The 15672-nt window shown below is 60.9% G+C and carries 15 protein-coding genes and 1 riboswitch; of the genes, 13 read left to right on the plus strand and 2 right to left on the minus strand.

Features of this window, described 5'->3' with window-relative positions; genetic code table 11:
• Positions 1-117: 117 nt before the first annotated feature.
• From HMCN_RS0107525 to ruvC, 6 genes are all read left to right on the plus strand, one after another.
• Positions 118-759: a YbhB/YbcL family Raf kinase inhibitor-like protein gene (locus tag HMCN_RS0107525; RefSeq protein WP_025916801.1), complete on the plus strand. Its 642-nt coding sequence runs from the start codon at positions 118-120 to the stop codon at positions 757-759.
• 21 nt (positions 760-780) lie between these two features.
• Positions 781-1449 (plus strand): histidine phosphatase family protein, encoded by a 669-nt coding sequence (locus HMCN_RS0107530; RefSeq protein ID WP_025916802.1) that lies wholly within the window; start codon positions 781-783, stop codon positions 1447-1449.
• Between the two features lie 69 nt (positions 1450-1518).
• Positions 1519-2535: a tRNA dihydrouridine synthase DusB gene (dusB, locus tag HMCN_RS0107535; RefSeq protein ID WP_025916803.1), complete on the plus strand. Its 1017-nt coding sequence runs from the start codon at positions 1519-1521 to the stop codon at positions 2533-2535.
• A gap of 145 nt (positions 2536-2680) precedes the next feature.
• Complete coding sequence (locus tag HMCN_RS0107540; protein WP_025916804.1) at positions 2681-2914, plus strand: helix-turn-helix domain-containing protein; 234 nt, start codon at positions 2681-2683, stop codon at positions 2912-2914.
• An 81-nt stretch (positions 2915-2995) separates the two neighbouring features.
• Positions 2996-4561 carry a bifunctional phosphoribosylaminoimidazolecarboxamide formyltransferase/IMP cyclohydrolase gene (gene purH, locus HMCN_RS0107545; RefSeq protein WP_025916805.1) on the plus strand — a complete coding sequence of 522 codons (1566 nt, stop codon included), beginning with the start codon at positions 2996-2998 and terminating at the stop codon, positions 4559-4561.
• A gap of 101 nt (positions 4562-4662) precedes the next feature.
• Entirely contained in the window at positions 4663-5205 is a 543-nt protein-coding gene (ruvC, locus tag HMCN_RS0107550) for a crossover junction endodeoxyribonuclease RuvC (protein WP_025916806.1), read from the plus strand.
• A 3-nt stretch (positions 5206-5208) separates the two neighbouring features.
• Here ruvC and HMCN_RS0107555 read toward each other — a convergent pair whose 3' ends face one another.
• Positions 5209-5679 (minus strand): hypothetical protein, encoded by a 471-nt coding sequence (locus HMCN_RS0107555; protein ID WP_025916807.1) that lies wholly within the window; start codon positions 5677-5679, stop codon positions 5209-5211.
• 70 nt (positions 5680-5749) lie between these two features.
• Between HMCN_RS0107555 and ruvA the strand changes: the two genes are divergently transcribed.
• The 3 genes from ruvA to HMCN_RS0107570 all read left to right on the plus strand — a co-directional run bounded on the left by ruvA (position 5750) and on the right by HMCN_RS0107570 (position 8407).
• Entirely contained in the window at positions 5750-6322 is a 573-nt protein-coding gene (ruvA, locus tag HMCN_RS0107560; protein WP_025916808.1) for a Holliday junction branch migration protein RuvA, read from the plus strand.
• 8 nt (positions 6323-6330) lie between these two features.
• On the plus strand, positions 6331-7404 hold the full coding sequence (gene ruvB / locus HMCN_RS0107565; protein WP_025916809.1) for a Holliday junction branch migration DNA helicase RuvB: 1074 nt from the start codon (positions 6331-6333) through the stop codon (positions 7402-7404).
• Between the two features lie 172 nt (positions 7405-7576).
• Positions 7577-8407: a 2-keto-4-pentenoate hydratase gene (locus HMCN_RS0107570; protein ID WP_025916810.1), complete on the plus strand. Its 831-nt coding sequence runs from the start codon at positions 7577-7579 to the stop codon at positions 8405-8407.
• Between the two features lie 107 nt (positions 8408-8514).
• Here HMCN_RS0107570 and HMCN_RS0107575 read toward each other — a convergent pair whose 3' ends face one another.
• Positions 8515-11340, minus strand: a complete 2826-nt coding sequence (locus HMCN_RS0107575) for a valine--tRNA ligase (protein WP_025916811.1) — start codon at positions 11338-11340, stop codon at positions 8515-8517.
• Positions 11341-11525: 185 nt separating this feature from the next.
• Here HMCN_RS0107575 and HMCN_RS0107580 point away from each other — a divergent pair, with 185 nt between their 5' ends.
• The 4 genes from HMCN_RS0107580 (at position 11526) to thiC (ending at position 15669) form a co-directional block, all read left to right on the plus strand.
• Positions 11526-11909, plus strand: coding sequence for a response regulator transcription factor (locus HMCN_RS0107580; protein WP_025916812.1), 384 nt, complete (start codon positions 11526-11528; stop codon positions 11907-11909).
• Positions 11906-12520: a chemotaxis protein CheX gene (locus tag HMCN_RS0107585; RefSeq protein WP_025916813.1), complete on the plus strand. Its 615-nt coding sequence runs from the start codon at positions 11906-11908 to the stop codon at positions 12518-12520. Before HMCN_RS0107580 ends, HMCN_RS0107585 begins: the two co-directional genes overlap by 4 nt.
• Complete coding sequence (locus HMCN_RS0107590) at positions 12517-13530, plus strand: GGDEF domain-containing protein (RefSeq protein ID WP_025916814.1); 1014 nt, start codon at positions 12517-12519, stop codon at positions 13528-13530. Before HMCN_RS0107585 ends, HMCN_RS0107590 begins: the two co-directional genes overlap by 4 nt.
• 45 nt (positions 13531-13575) lie before the next feature.
• A riboswitch (TPP riboswitch) is annotated at positions 13576-13686 on the plus strand.
• A 69-nt stretch (positions 13687-13755) separates the two neighbouring features.
• Positions 13756-15669, plus strand: coding sequence for a phosphomethylpyrimidine synthase ThiC (thiC, locus tag HMCN_RS0107595; RefSeq protein WP_025916815.1), 1914 nt, complete (start codon positions 13756-13758; stop codon positions 15667-15669).
• The last annotated feature ends 3 nt before the right edge of the window (positions 15670-15672 follow it).

Here is a 15672-nt window from a genome sequence, read left to right on the forward strand (position 1 = left end):
GGGGTATGCCTTAAAATACTGGTTTTTCGCAGTAATTTACTGTGATTATTAAAAATACGGTATCTGGTATATTGGTGTGAAGCAGGCCAGTCCTGGCAACGATGAGGAGGAGCGATCATGCAAATCTGGAGCGATTCATTCAAGAACGGCGGCAGCATTCCTGCCAAATTCGCATTTTGCAAGATGGACCCGAGGGCCCATGTCGCCTTGTCCGACAACAAGAACCCGCATCTCGGCTGGCGCGACGTGCCGCCCGGCACCCGGTCGCTGGCGGTGATCTGCCACGACCGCGATGTACCGTCGCAAGGCGATGATGTCAACCAGCTGGGGCGCGAGGTTCCGGCCGATCTGGCGCGGGTTGATTTCTTCCACTGGGTTCTGGTCGATCTGCCGCCGGACATGCTGGCGATTGCCGAGGGCGAATTCTGCGATGGCGTGCTGGCGCGCGGCAAGCCGGGGCCGGAAACCCTGCACGGCGCACGCCAGGGCATCAATGACTACACCGTCTGGTTTGCTTCCGATCAGGACATGTCGGGCGACTATTACGGTTACGACGGCCCCTGTCCGCCGTGGAATGATTCCATCCTGCATCACTACACCTTTACCCTGTATGCGCTGGATATCCCCCATTTGCTGGTTGAAGGCGGCTTTACCGCGCAGCAGGCGCTGGCGGCGATGGATGGCCATATCCTGGCGCAAACCAGCATCGGCGGCAGCTATACGCTGTCGCCGGCACTGGCGGCGTGGCAGCCGGGATGAAGCGATGATAATGAAGAGACTGTGAGCAAGAGCACTGAAATACTGCTGATCCGGCACGGCGAAACCTCCTGGAATGCCGTCAAGCGCCTGCAGGGACATTCCGACATCGCGCTCAACGACCAGGGCCAGGCGCAGGCCGACGCCTTGGGGCTGGCGTTGCGCGATGAGCCGCTGGCGGCCATCATCAGCAGCGACTTGCAGCGGGCGCGGCAAACCGCGCAGGCGGTCGCCCGGCAGCAGGCCGGCCCGATGGAAGTGATCTGCGACTCCGGCTTGCGCGAGCGCTGCTACGGCGCGTTCGAAGGCTTGTACTACAGCGACATCAGCCAGCGCTATCCTGCTGCTTTTGCTGCCTGGCAAGCGCGCGACATCGATGCTGTATTTCCGCCGGGCGAGCGCCAGGGCGAGAGCTTCCGCGCTTTCCATGCGCGCATTGCAGCTGCCATGTTGCACTGGGCGCGCCGCTATCCGGGGCAAAAGATCGCGCTGGTGGCGCACGGCGGCGTGCTGGAATGCGCGTACCGGGCGGCGCTGGCGCTGCCGTTGTCGACGCCGCGCGACTTTCCGATCCTGAATGCCAGCATCAATCGCTTCCGCCTGGAAGGCGATGCGCTGCGGCTGCTGTCCTGGGGCGAGGTGGCGCATCTGGACGCCGCTGCGCTGGATGAGGTCGATCAGCGGGTGCCGTGATTATGCTTATTTTGTAAGCATAATTCGGATAGAATAGCGTCCCCCCTCAATCATTCCCTGTCGCCCATCGTGCATATCGGCCCCTATTTGCTGCGCAACAATGTATTCGTCGCACCGATGGCGGGCGTGACCGACCGGCCGTTTCGCCAGTTGTGCAAGCAGCTCGGCGCCGGCTATGCGGTGTCCGAGATGGCGGCCTCCAACCCGAAGCTGTGGCAGACCGAAAAATCAACGCGCCGCATCAATCACGCCGGCGAGATGGAGCCGAAGGCGGTGCAGATCGCCGGCGCCGATCCGGTCATGCTGGCTGAATGCGCCCGCTTCAATGTCGAACGCGGCGCGCAGATCATCGACATCAACATGGGCTGTCCGGTGAAAAAAGTCTGCAACAGCTGGTGCGGTTCGGCGCTGTTGCAGAACGAACAACTGGTGCAGCAGATCCTGGATGCGGTGGTGGCGGCGGTGGATGTGCCGGTGACGCTGAAATTTCGCACCGGTTGGGATAGATCAAACAGGAATGCGCTGACGATTGCGAAAATGGCCGAGGCGGCCGGGATTGCGATGCTGACGCTGCACGGCCGCACCCGCGCCGACGGTTACAGCGGCGCGGCGGAATACGAGACGATTGCGGCGGTGAAGGCGGCGGTGACGATTCCGGTGGTGGCCAACGGCGACATTACGACTCCTGAAAAAGCGCGCTTCGTGCTGGACACTACCGGCGCCGATGCGGTGATGGTGGGCCGCGCGGCGCAGGGGCGGCCGTGGATTTTCCGCGAGATTGCGCATTTCCTGCAGACCGGCAGCCATTTGCCGGCGCCGCTGGTGGCGGAAGTGCAGCCGCTGATGATCGAGCATTTGCGCGCCCATTACGCGTTTTACGGTGATTATCTGGGTGTGCGCACCGCCCGCAAGCATATCGGCTGGTACGTGCGCGATTTGCCCGGCGGCGAGGATTTTCGCCAGCGCATGAACCGGCTGGAATCGGTCGATGCGCAACTGGAGGCGCTGAATACATTTTTCGACGCGCAGTTGGCGTATGGCGAGCGGTTACAATATGGCCTCTCCAAACCTGCGCTGGTGGCCTGATGTCGCATCGCATTTTCGCCGCATTCAGGTTGTGGTTGGAGTATATGAAAAAACCATGTGTTTCCCGTAATAATTACTTGCGTTTTCAAAAATACCCGTCTGTTTTTTAAGTTATTCACGAACCTTCACGAATTAAAAGAAAAGCATGAGCAAAGAAAGTATCCAGGAAGTCGTTCAGCAAAGTCTTGAGAGATATTTCAACGATTTGGGCGAGTTGCAGGCGTCGAACGTGTATGACATGGTGGTGTTGAGCGTCGAAAAGCCGATGTTGAAAGTCGTGATGGCACGCGCCGCAGGCAACCAGTCGTCGGCAGCCGAAATGCTCGGCATCAACCGCAACACCCTGCGCAAGAAGCTGCAGCAGCACGGGCTGCTGTAAACCGGAGGCGGATAAGGTGAGGGGTGCGGCAGCTTTGCCGCTGCCTTCACCTTAGCCACTTCAGATCCAGAGAACCTCATCATGATCAAACAAGCTCTCATTTCCGTCTCCGACAAGACCGGCGTGCTCGACTTCGCGCGCGCGCTGTCGGCGATGGGCGTCAACATCCTGTCCACCGGCGGCACCGCCAAACTGCTGGCCGACAACGGCGTGGCAGTGACCGAAGTGGCCGATTACACCGGCTTCCCCGAAATGCTGGACGGCCGCGTCAAGACGCTGCATCCGAAAGTGCACGGCGGCATCCTGGCCCGGCGCGATCTGCCCGAGCACGTCGCCGCGCTGGAGCAGCACGGCATTCCGACCATCGACATGGTGGTGGTCAACCTGTACCCGTTCCAGCAGACCGTCGCCAAGGACGAATGCACGCTGGAAGACGCGATCGAAAACATCGACATCGGCGGCCCGACCATGCTGCGTTCGTCGGCCAAGAACCACAAGGACGTGATCGTCATCTGCGACCCGCTCGATTACAGCGCGGTGCTGGCCGAGCTGAAAGCCGGCAACGGCGAAGTCGGCTACGACACCAAGTTTGTGCTGGCCAAGAAAGTGTTCGCGCACACCGCGCAATACGATGGCGCCATCACCAATTACCTGACCAGCCTGGGGGCCGACAACGCGCATGCCACCCGCAGCCCGTACCCGCAAACGCTGAACATCGCTGCCGAGAAAGTGCAGGAAATGCGCTACGGCGAAAACCCGCACCAGTCGGCGGCGTTCTACCGCGACCTGAATCCGTTCGACGGCGCGCTGGCCAACTACACCCAGTTGCAGGGCAAGGAATTGTCCTACAATAATATCGGCGATGCCGATGCGGCCTGGGAATGCGTGAAAACCTTCGACGGCGCGGCCTGCGTGATCGTCAAGCACGCCAATCCGTGCGGCGTGGCAGTCGGCGCCAATGCGCTGGAATCGTACAGCAAGGCGCTGCAGACCGATCCGACCTCGGCCTTCGGCGGCATCATCGCCTTCAATTGCGTCTGCGACGGTGCGGCAGCCGAAGCGGTCGCCAAGCAATTCGTCGAAGTCCTGATCGCGCCGTCGTTTACCGCCGAAGCCAAGCAGATTTTCGCCGCCAAGCAGAACGTGCGCCTGCTGGAAATCCCGCTGGGCAAGGGCATGAATCCGTTCGACATCAAGCGCGTTGGCGGCGGCCTGCTGGTGCAGTCGCCGGATGCCAGGAACGTCGGCCCGGCCGATGTTCGCGTGGTCACCAAGCTGCAACCGACGCCGCAGCAATTGCAGGACATGATGTTCGCCTGGCGCGTCGCCAAGTTCGTCAAGTCGAATGCGATCGTGTTCTGCGCCAACGGCATGACGCTGGGCGTTGGCGCCGGCCAGATGAGCCGGGTCGATTCGGCCCGCATCGCCTCGATCAAGGCGCAGAACGCCGGCCTGTCGCTGAACGGTTCGGCGGTGGCGTCGGATGCGTTCTTCCCGTTCCGCGACGGCCTGGATGTGGTGATCGACGCCGGCGCGACCTGCGTGATCCAGCCGGGCGGCTCGATGCGCGACCAGGAAGTGATCGATGCGGCCGACGAGCGCGGCGTGGTGATGCTGTACACCGGCATCCGTCATTTCCGTCATTGATTGATGTCCGCCATTTCACTTCCGGTGTCGCTCGCGGCACAGGAAGTTGGCGTTCAGTCCGGCAGGATGGGTTGCACCCGTCCTGCGCTGCATAAGCTCCCATGAAAATCCTCGGCATCGACCCCGGCCTGCGCACTACCGGCTTCGGCGTCATCCACAAGCAGGGCAACAAGCTGTTCTACATTGCCTCCGGCACCATCAAGACGCCCGATGCCAGCCTGCCGCAACGCCTGAAGGTCATCCTCGACAGCGTGGCCGAAGTCATCCGCACCTACCGGCCCGACTGCGCGGCGATCGAAAAGGTGTTCGTCAACGTCAATCCGCAATCCACGCTGCTGCTCGGGCAAGCGCGCGGCGCGGCGATTTGCGCGCTGGTCAGTGCCGACCTGAACGTGGCCGAATACACCGCGCTGCAACTGAAGCAGGCGGTGGTCGGCCACGGCAAGGCGAAGAAGGAGCAGGTGCAGGACATGGTGCAGCGCCTGCTGCTGTTGCCCAGCCTGCCCGGACCGGATGCCGCTGATGCGCTGGGGGTGGCGATCTGCCATGCCCACAGCGGCGAGGCGCTGGCCATGCTGGGCCAGCTGGCCCCGGCCTTGACCAAGCGCGGCCTGCGCGTGAGGGGCGGGCGGCTGGTCGGTTAGCTTTCATTCGGACGGAAAATGCTGTTCCGCCTTGCGCGCGGCGATCTCGAAATGGTTGTGCCAGTAGGCTTGGCGCCCGTGCAGCAGGGCCCAGGCGCTGGCGGCCAGGTAGGCCAGCGGAAACGCCGCCCCCCACAGCGCCGCCTGCCGCACATGCGCCAGTTCATGGCGTAATGTTTGCGACGTCAAGCCGTGCCGGCGGGCGATGACGATGTGGCCGACCGCCATCGCCGCCATCGGGCCGAACGGGTGCCGCGCCAGCAGCCAATCGGCCAGCGGGCCGCGCACCAGCAGTGCTGGCACGCTGCCCGTCAGCCGTTCGATGCGGCCATGCATCATCCGCACTGGCAGCGCCAGCAATAGGCCCGGCAGACTCAACGGCAGCGCCCACAGCACGCCGGCCAGACTGCCGGCGATGCGTAATCGGCGGTACCGATGCAGGTGTTGCGCCAATGCATGGATTAAATTACGCATGCTGTATGTATACTCAGTGGAATGCAGTCCTGTATGATGGCTGCAACTTATTTTTCGGGGTTTCACCATCATGATAGGCCGCCTGTCCGGTATTTTGCTCGAGAAAAATCCCCCCCAGTTATTGATAGATTGCAATGGCGTCGGCTACGAGGTCAGCGTGCCGATGAGCACGTTCTACAACCTGCCGGCGCTGGGTGAGAAGGTGGTGCTGCTGACCCATCTGGCGGTGCGCGAGGATGCCCACCTGCTGTACGGCTTCGGCAGCGCCGAGGAGCGCAATGTCTACAAGCAGCTGATCAAGATCACCGGGGTCGGGGCGCGCATGGCGCTGGCCATCCTGTCCGGCATGTCGGTATCCGACCTGGCGCAGGCCATCACGCTGCAGGAAGCCGGTCGCCTGACCCGGGTGCCCGGCATCGGCAAGAAAACCGCCGAACGGCTGTTGCTGGAGCTGAAGGGCAAGCTCGGCGCCGATCTCGGTGCCGGCCTGTTGGTGAGCGACTCGGCCAGCGATATCCTCAACGCGCTGCTGGCGCTGGGTTATTCGGACAAGGAAGCGCTGCAAGCCAGCAAGCAGATTCCGGCCGGCAGCGGGGTTTCGGAAGGCATCAAGCTGGCACTGAAGGCATTGTCTAAAGGATAACAATATTCATGAGCATCCAGACCGACAGTTTTACCGAGCAGCGCATCATTGCCGCCACACCCGTCTCGAACGTCGAGGAGGCGATGGAGCGCGCCCTGCGCCCCAAGCAACTGGACGAATACGTCGGCCAGGAAAAAATCCGCGGCCAGCTGGAGATCTTCATCACTGCTGCGCGGCAGCGCCAGGAGGCGCTCGACCACACGCTGCTGTTCGGCCCGCCGGGCTTGGGCAAGACCACGCTGGCGCACATCATCGCGCGCGAGATGGGCGTCAACCTGCGCCAGACTTCCGGCCCGGTGCTGGAGCGCCCGGGTGATCTGGCGGCGATCCTGACCAACCTGGAAGCCAACGACGTCTTGTTCATCGACGAGATCCACCGGCTGTCGCCGGTGGTGGAGGAAATCCTGTATCCGGCGCTGGAGGACTACCAGATCGACATCATGATCGGCGAGGGGCCGGCTGCGCGCAGCGTCAAGCTCGACCTGCAGCCGTTTACGCTGGTGGGCGCCACCACCCGCGCCGGCATGCTGACCAATCCCTTGCGCGACCGCTTCGGCATCGTCGCCCGGCTCGAATTCTATACCGCAACGGAGCTGACGCGCATCGTGCGCCGCAGCGCATCGTTGTTGAAGGCGCCGATCGAGGACGATGGCGCGTTCGAGATCGCCCAGCGCTCGCGCGGCACGCCGCGCATCGCCAACCGCCTGCTGCGCCGGGTGCGCGACTATGCCGAGGTCAAGGGCAATGGCGACATCACCAAAAACATCGCCGATGCGGCGCTGGTGATGCTCGATGTCGACAAGGTCGGCTTCGACCTGATGGATCGCAAGTTGCTGGAGGCAGTGCTGTTCAAGTTCGGCGGCGGTCCGGTCGGGATCGATAATCTGGCCGCCGCCATCGGCGAGGAGCGCGACACCATCGAGGACGTGCTGGAGCCGTACCTGATCCAGCAGGGTTTCCTGCAGCGCACGCCGCGCGGCCGCATCGCCACGCCTGCCGCCTATGTGCACTTCGGCATCGCAGCGCCTAGCGTCGGGCCGAATGGCGAGCACTGGGCTGCGATGGAGCGTCTGGAGCCTTGATACTGTAACTGGTATTGTTCAAGCCGCACAAAAATAGTGCGACAACACGGTGTTTTTTATTATACCCTGCATATCCTTGTTTTTTATCAGGTACTGTGTTGATGCGCTTGCATAAACGCAGGATGACGCTGACAATATAAAACCGTGCAGCGTTTGCTTGCCAGTCAATGCCATGTTGATGTCTTCCCTTGCCAATCGTTATGCTCATCAGCTACTGGATGCGCGCGCCCGCTCGCATCTGATTGCTCCCTTGTCGTCCACGGCCAGCCTGTCGCTGCAGGATGCCTATGATATTGCGCACAGCATCAGCGTCGCCCGCATTGCCCAGGGCGAAACGGCAGTCGGGCGCAGGATCGGCTTCATTGACCGCAAGATCGGTTCCGAATATGACGATAACGTTGCCTGCGGTACGCTGATTTGGGCGCCGCTGTTCGATACCACGGTGCGCACAGTGAGCAGGAATCACGGCATCCAGAGTTTGGCCGGCGCCTTGCAGCCGCGTTTGGAAGTGTCTGCGGTATTTCGGCTGCGGCGCACGCCGGCGGCAGATGCCGATCTGGATGCGCTGGCCGATTGCATCGAATGGATCGCACACGGGGTGGAGATCGTTATCTGCCCCTATCCGGACTGGCAATGCACCGCAGCCGATGCGATTGCCGCTTTCGGCCTGCATGGCGCGCTGCTGATCGGCGAGCCTCATCCGCTGTCGTCGGCATCGCGCCATAATCTCGATGTGGTGTTGTCCAATGCCAGCGTTTCGCTGTCCTGCGGCGGTTCCTTGCGCGGCGCAGGTTACGGGTCGGATGTGATGGGCAGCCCGGTGCATGCGCTGCTGCAACTGCACCGGCTATTGCAGACCCAGCCGCGGAGCGCGCCGTTGCAGGCAGGGGAAATCATCGCTAGCGGCGCTTGGGCCGCCGCGGTCCCGATCGAGGCAGGACAGACCTGGACCACCGCGTTTTCCGCTGTCGATCTGGCAGGGATGAGCATTTCTTTCGTCTGAATTCCGTGGGATCCCGGGGTCTGCCGCTTATTCAAACCCTCTCCTCAAACCCTCTCCCGCCGACAGGAGAGGGGATGCGGCTTGGTGCTTTTTCGCGCCGAAAATGGTTAAGCGGCAGGCAGTTTGGCGAACTGCTCGCGCAGTTTTTCCAGGGTCGAGGAGAAGTTCGACAAGCGCTCCTTTTCCTGGTTGACCACCGCTGCCGGCGCGCGCGCGACGAAGCTCTCGTTGGCCAGCTTGGTGTCGATCTTGCCGATTTCACCTTCCAGTCGCGTCATTTCCTTGCCCAGGCGCTCGCGTTCGGCGGCCACGTCGATCTCCACCTTCAGCATCAGCTTGGCGCTGCCGACGATCGATACCGGCGCTGGCGATTCCGGCAGCGCATCGACCACCTGCACCTCGGACAGCTTGCCCAGCGCTTGCAGATACGGCGCAAAGGATTGCAGCTGCGCTTTTTCGGCCGCATCCGCAGCTTCCATGATCAGCGGCACCCGCAGCGCCGGCGATAGTTGCATCTCGCCGCGCAGGTTGCGGCAGGCGTCGGTCATCGCCTTGAGCTGGTGCATCCAGGCTTCGGCCTGCTCGTCGATCTTTTGCGGCTGCGGCAGCGGGTACGCTTGCAGCATGATGCTGTCGCCGGCCGGGTTCAGCGCCTTGCCGGATAGCGGCGCGACCGTTTGCCACAGCGCTTCGGTGATGAACGGAATCACCGGATGCGCCAGGCGCAGCACGGTTTCCAGCACCCGCAGCAGGGTGCGGCGGGTCGCGCGTTGCTGCGTCTCGCTGCCGTGCTGGATTTGCACCTTGGCCACCTCCAGATACCAGTCGCAATACTCGTCCCAGACGAACTTGTAGATGCCGGAGGCGATGTTGTCGAAGCGGTAATCGGCAAAGCCTTTTTCGATCTCGGCCTCGGTGCGCTGCAGCTGCGACACGATCCAGCGGTCGGCTTGCGAAAAGTCCAGATAATCACTCTTGCAAACGCCGTCGGCCTGGCTGTCCAGGCCGCAATCATGGCCTTCGGTGTTCATCAGCACGAAGCGGGTCGCGTTCCACAGCTTGTTGCAGAAATTGCGATAGCCATCGCAGCGTCCGAGGTCGAAGTTGATGTTGCGCCCGAGCGACGCATAGCTGGCCATCGTGAAGCGCAGCGCATCGGTGCCGTAGGCCGGGATGCCGGTGCCGAACTCCTTGCGCGTGGCCTTCGCAATGCTGTCGGCCTGCTTCGGATTCATCAGGCCGGTGGTGCGCTTGGCGACCAGCGCCTCGACATCGATGCCGTCGATCAGGTCGATCGGGTCCAGCGTGTTGCCCTTCGATTTCGACATCTTCTGGCCGCTGGAGTCGCGCACCAGGCCGTGCACGTAGACGGTGTTGAAAGGTACGTGGCCGGTGAAGTGGGTTGTCATCATCACCATCCGGGCGACCCAGAAGAAGATGATGTCGAAGCCGGTCACCAGCACCGAGGACGGCAGGAAGGCCTTCAGGTCGGGGGTTTCTTCCGGCCAGCCGAGGGTGGAGAACGGCACCAGCGCCGACGAGAACCAGGTGTCGAGCACGTCTTCATCGCGGGTCAGCTTCTTGTCGCCGGCCTGGGCTTGCGCCTCGGCTTCGGTCTTGGCGACATAAATCTTGCCGTCTTCGTCGTACCAGGCAGGAATCTGGTGGCCCCACCACAGCTGGCGCGAGATGCACCAGTCCTGGATGTTGTTGAGCCACTGGTTGTAGGTGTTGGTCCAGTTTTCCGGCACCATCTTGATTTCGCCGTTGGCGACCTTTTCCAGTGCCACTTCGGCAATCGACTGGCCGGGGAAATGCGTGCCTTGCGGCGCAGCCTTGCTCATCGCGACGAACCACTGGTCGGTCAGCATCGGCTCGATCACCACGCCGGTGCGGTCGCCGCGCGGCACCATCAGCTTGTGCGGCTTGACTTCGGCCAGCAAGCCCTGGGCGTCGAGGTCGGCGACGATCTGCTTGCGGGCGGCGAAGCGGTCCAGGCCCTGGTAGGCAGCCGGTGCATGTCCGCTGATCTTGGCGTCCAGCGTCAGGATGCTGATTTTTTCCAGATTGTGGCGCTGGCCGACCTGGTAATCGTTGAAGTCGTGCGCCGGCGTGATCTTCACGCAGCCGGTGCCGAATTCCTTGTCCACGTATTCGTCGGCAATGATCGGGATTTCACGGCCGCACAGCGGCAGCACCAGCATCTTGCCGATCAGATGGGTGTAGCGCTCGTCGGTCGGATCGACCGCCACCGCGACGTCGCCCAGCATGGTTTCCGGGCGCGTGGTAGCGACCGTCAGGTGGCCGCTGCCATCCGCTAAAGGATAGCGGATGTGCCACATGAAGCCGTCTTCCTCCTCCGACACCACTTCCAGGTCGGACACCGCGGTGCCCAGCACCGGGTCCCAGTTCACCAGCCGCTTGCCGCGATAGATCAGGCCCTGCTCGAACAGGCGCACGAAGACATCGGTCACGACCTTGGAGCGCGGCTCGTCCATCGTGAAGTATTCGCGCTGCCAGTCGGCCGACGCGCCCAGGCGGCGCATCTGGCCGGTGATGGTGGAGCCGGATTTTTCCTTCCACTCCCACACTTTTTCCAGGAATTTGGCGCGGCCCAGGTCATGGCGCGAGATTTTCTGCGCATCGAGCTGGCGCTCGACCACGATCTGGGTCGCGATGCCGGCATGGTCGGTGCCCGGAATCCAGGCGGTATTGAAGCCGCGCATCCGGTGGTAGCGGGTCAGGCCGTCCATGATGGTCTGGTTGAACGCGTGCCCCATGTGCAGGGTGCCGGTCACGTTCGGCGGCGGCAGCTGGATCGAGAACGACGGCTTGCCGGCATCCATTGTGGCGGCGAAGTATCCGCGCTGTTCCCATTCCGTGCGCCAGAACTGTTCAATGTCGGCGGGCTCGAAAGACTTGGCTAATTCCATGATTTTGCGTGTGTGTTTGCGTAAATGCGCATTATAAGGGAGGACTTGGGCAAATCCGGGGAACGGTGCAGTTTCCGATGCTTGACAAAATCCTGCAGCGTGAAAGTGCCGAGCATTTCTTTCGGGCTATATTGCAGCGAGGCACTGATGTAAAATAGCTGTGCCTACACCAACAAAGAATTGTCATGACACTGGATGGATCCGCTAAAAAGTTGCTTATCGTCGATGATAGCAAGGTATCGAGAATGATTATCCGGGCTCATGTGCTGGCAAAGCATCCGGCCTGGATCATTTCCGAGGCGGCCAACGGTGCGGAAGCGATTGCGCTGGTCGATCAGGACTTGCCTGACTACTGCACCATGGATATCAACATGCCGGGGATTTCCGGTTCCGATGCGGCAGAACTGATTCTGGCCAAATATCCGACGCTGCGGATGGCGATGTTCTCGGCCAACATTCAGGGCGCCTATCAGGCACGGGCCAGTTTGTTGGGCATCATTTTTGTCGCCAAGCCGGTTACCGAAAAATCCATCGCCCAGGCCCTGGATCATTTTGCAGGTGCCCAGTGAGCCTGCTTACTCATGAGCATCTGGACGCATTAACCGAAATCTTCAATGTCGGCGCCGGCCGCGCTGCTTCCAGTCTGAGCGAAATTGTCGGCGACGAAGTCAAATTGTCAGTGCCATCAATAGAAATCATCAAGTCTGATGAGGTCGATGCCAAGTTGCTGATGCAGAACGATGCCAAATTCGGCGCGGTCAGCCAGCAATTCAGCGGCCCTTTTAATGCCGATGCGGTGCTCTTGTTTTCCGAAGAAAATACTCTCGAAATCGTGCGCGACATGATGGGCTCGCAGATGAGCATCGAACAGCTGGCCGAATTCGAGCAGGAAGCGATGTGCGAGCTCGGCAACATCATCCTGAATGCCTGCCTGTCCGCGATCGCCGATATGCTCGGCATCACCATGGACAGCTCGCTGCCCAGCTATGCGGTCGAATCCCTGCACAATATTCTGCACAGGATTGCCGATAATTCGGATCAGCCCTATATCCTGTTGCTGCACATCGATCTGGCGATCGAGAAACGGCATACCGCAGGTCATCTTATTTTTCTATTGAGTTCGACTTCGCTGAGCAACCTGGTGGCGCAAATTCAACGTTTTATCGACGGCATGCGATGAACCCAACCGGACCAGGCCGCTTTGATGTCGAGGCGATATTCGATGCAGTCAATCTCGGCTTGATGATTGTCGATGCCGATGGCTATATCCTGCTGTGGAACGAATGGATTGCCAAGCGCAGCAACATTGAACGGGCAGATGCGCTCAATGCCCAAATCATCGGAGTGTTTTCCGAACCATTGGCACCGGCATTTCGAGCTGCAATCAAAAATACGCTGACTTACGGCTTGCCGGCAGTGCTGTCGAACGCGCTGCATCGCTGTCCTTTGCCGCTCTACGACAGCGCCGAGATGCAGCAATCCGGGATCCGGATGCATCAATCGATCACGATCACGCCGATCCGCTCCCGTCTGGGCGAGCGTTGTTGCCTGATTCAGGTGGCCGATGCCAGTATTTCGATCAAGCGCGAAAAAGTGTTGCGATCCCATTCCGAGGTGTTGCGGCGGGAAACCATCACCGACAGCCTGACCGGTATTTACAACCGACGGTTTTTCGATGAGCACTACAAGATCGCTTTGGGTCATGCCAAACGGCAAAGCCACACGTTGTCGGTGTTCGTGGTGGATATCGATCATTTCAAGGAATACAACGATTACTACCAACATCTGGAGGGCGATCGGGCGTTGCGGCGCGTGGCCAAGGCGTTGAAGTCGCAATTGTCGCGCGCAACCGATGTGGCCGCACGTTATGGCGGCGAGGAATTCGTGCTGGTATTGCCTAGTCTATCCGCGCCAAGCGCTGCTGATTTTGCCGAAAAACTCCGTTGCGCGGTCTTGGACCTGGCGATTCCGCACCTGAAATCCAACACCTCCGATTTGCTCACGGTCAGTATCGGTTTCTGTACTTGGGCGCCGGATACCGATTGCGATCCAGTCCATCTGCTTCACAGAGCAGATGCAGCACTGTATCGGGCCAAACAAAAGGGCCGCAACCAGGCAGTTGCTTTTACACTTGCCGAATTGGAAGATACAGATACGCCGCCGATGGGTAAATTGGATATCGTTTTGTAGTTACGCAGAAAACGCTATAATTCGTGACGCGCTGCCGCCAAGGCGGCGCAATGCTAGGGGTCCTGGTTGTGGCAAGGAATTGCAGCAATCGGGTGAGAAACACCCTCCGAACCTGATCTGGGTAATGCCAGCGAAGGGAAGCTTGCGAGATTCATGAGGCGATTCCGCCTTTGCCGCTCCAACCCTCCTTTGCTGGCTTCTTTAAAGAAATACAAAGGAGCCAAAATGAACGCCAACCCGAAATTCCTGTCCGCTACCGCGACCGTCGATAGCGCTGCGGTGCAGCCGCTGCCGAATTCCAGTAAAGTGTATATTGAGGGCTCGCGCCCGGATATACGGGTGCCGATGCGCCGCATCAGCCAGTCCGACACGCCCGCTTCGTTTGGCTTCGAATCCAATCCGCCGATCTACGTGTATGACACTTCCGGGCCGTACACCGACCCCGACGCCAGGATTGACATCCGCTCAGGCTTGGCTGCCGTACGTGCACCGTGGATTGCCGAGCGCGACGACACCGAAGAACTGGCCGGCCCCAGCTCCGCTTACGGCGTCGAGCGCCTGAACGATCCGGAGCTGGCCGAGCTGCGCTTCAACCTGCAGCGCAAGCCGTGCCGCGCCAAGGCCGGCAAGAACGTCACGCAAATGCATTACGCCAGGCAAGGCATCGTCACGCCTGAAATGGAATTCGTCGCGATCCGCGAGAACCTGCGCCGGCGCGAATACCTGGAAGAACTGAAAGCCTCCGGCCCGATGGGCGACAAGCTGGCCACCCTGATGGGGCGCCAGCATCCGGGCCAGTCGTTCGGCGCCAGCATCCCGGCCGAAATCACGCCGGAATTCGTGCGCGACGAAATCGCCCGCGGCCGCGCCATCATCCCCGCCAACATCAACCATCCGGAAATCGAGCCGATGATCATCGGCCGCAACTTCCTGGTGAAAATTAACGCCAACATCGGCAATTCTGCGGTAACTTCGTCGATCGGCGAGGAAGTCGAGAAGATGACCTGGGCCATCCGCTGGGGCGGCGATAATGTGATGGACCTTTCCACCGGCAAGCACATCCACGAAACGCGCGAGTGGATCATCCGCAACAGCCCGGTGCCGATCGGCACCGTGCCGATCTACCAGGCGCTGGAAAAGGTCAACGGCAAGGCCGAAGACCTGACCTGGGAAATCTTCCGCGACACCCTGATCGAGCAAGCCGAGCAGGGCGTCGATTACTTCACGATCCACGCCGGCGTATTGCTGCGCTATGTGCCGATGACGGCCTCGCGCCTGACCGGCATCGTCTCGCGCGGCGGCTCGATCATGGCCAAGTGGTGCCTGGCGCACCACGAAGAATCGTTCCTGTACACGCATTTCGAGGATATCTGCGAAATCATGAAGGCCTACGATGTCGCGTTTTCGCTCGGCGACGGCCTGCGTCCGGGCTCGATCTACGATGCCAACGACGAAGCGCAGCTGGGCGAACTGAAAACCCTGGGCGAACTGACCCAGATCGCGTGGAAGCACGACGTGCAAGTGATGATCGAAGGTCCCGGCCATGTGCCGATGCACCTGATCAAGGAAAACATGGACCTGCAACTGGAGCAGTGCCACGAAGCGCCGTTCTACACGCTGGGGCCGTTGACCACCGACATCGCGCCGGGCTACGATCACATCACCTCCGGCATCGGCGCCGCGCAGATCGGCTGGTACGGCACCGCGATGCTGTGCTATGTGACGCCGAAGGAGCATCTGGGCCTGCCGAACAAGGTCGACGTCAAGGACGGCATCATCACCTACAAGATCGCCGCCCACGCGGCCGACCTGGCGAAGGGCCATCCGGGCGCGCAGATCCGCGACAACGCGTTGTCGAAGGCGCGCTTCGAGTTTCGCTGGGAAGATCAGTTCAACATCGGTCTCGATCCGGACAAGGCGCGTGAGTTCCATGACGAGACCTTGCCGAAGGATTCGGCCAAGGTCGCGCATTTCTGCTCGATGTGCGGGCCGCATTTCTGCTCGATGAAGATCACGCAGGAAGTGCGCGACTACGCGGCCAAGCAGGGCATCAGCGAAATCGCCGCCTTGAAGCAGGGGATGGAAGTGAAGGCGGTCGAGTTCATCAAGAACGGCGCGGAAATCTACCGCAAGCAGTGAGGC

This window comes from Herminiimonas sp. CN, assembly GCF_000622895.1.
Classification (GTDB): Bacteria; Pseudomonadota; Gammaproteobacteria; order Burkholderiales; family Burkholderiaceae_D; genus AVCC01.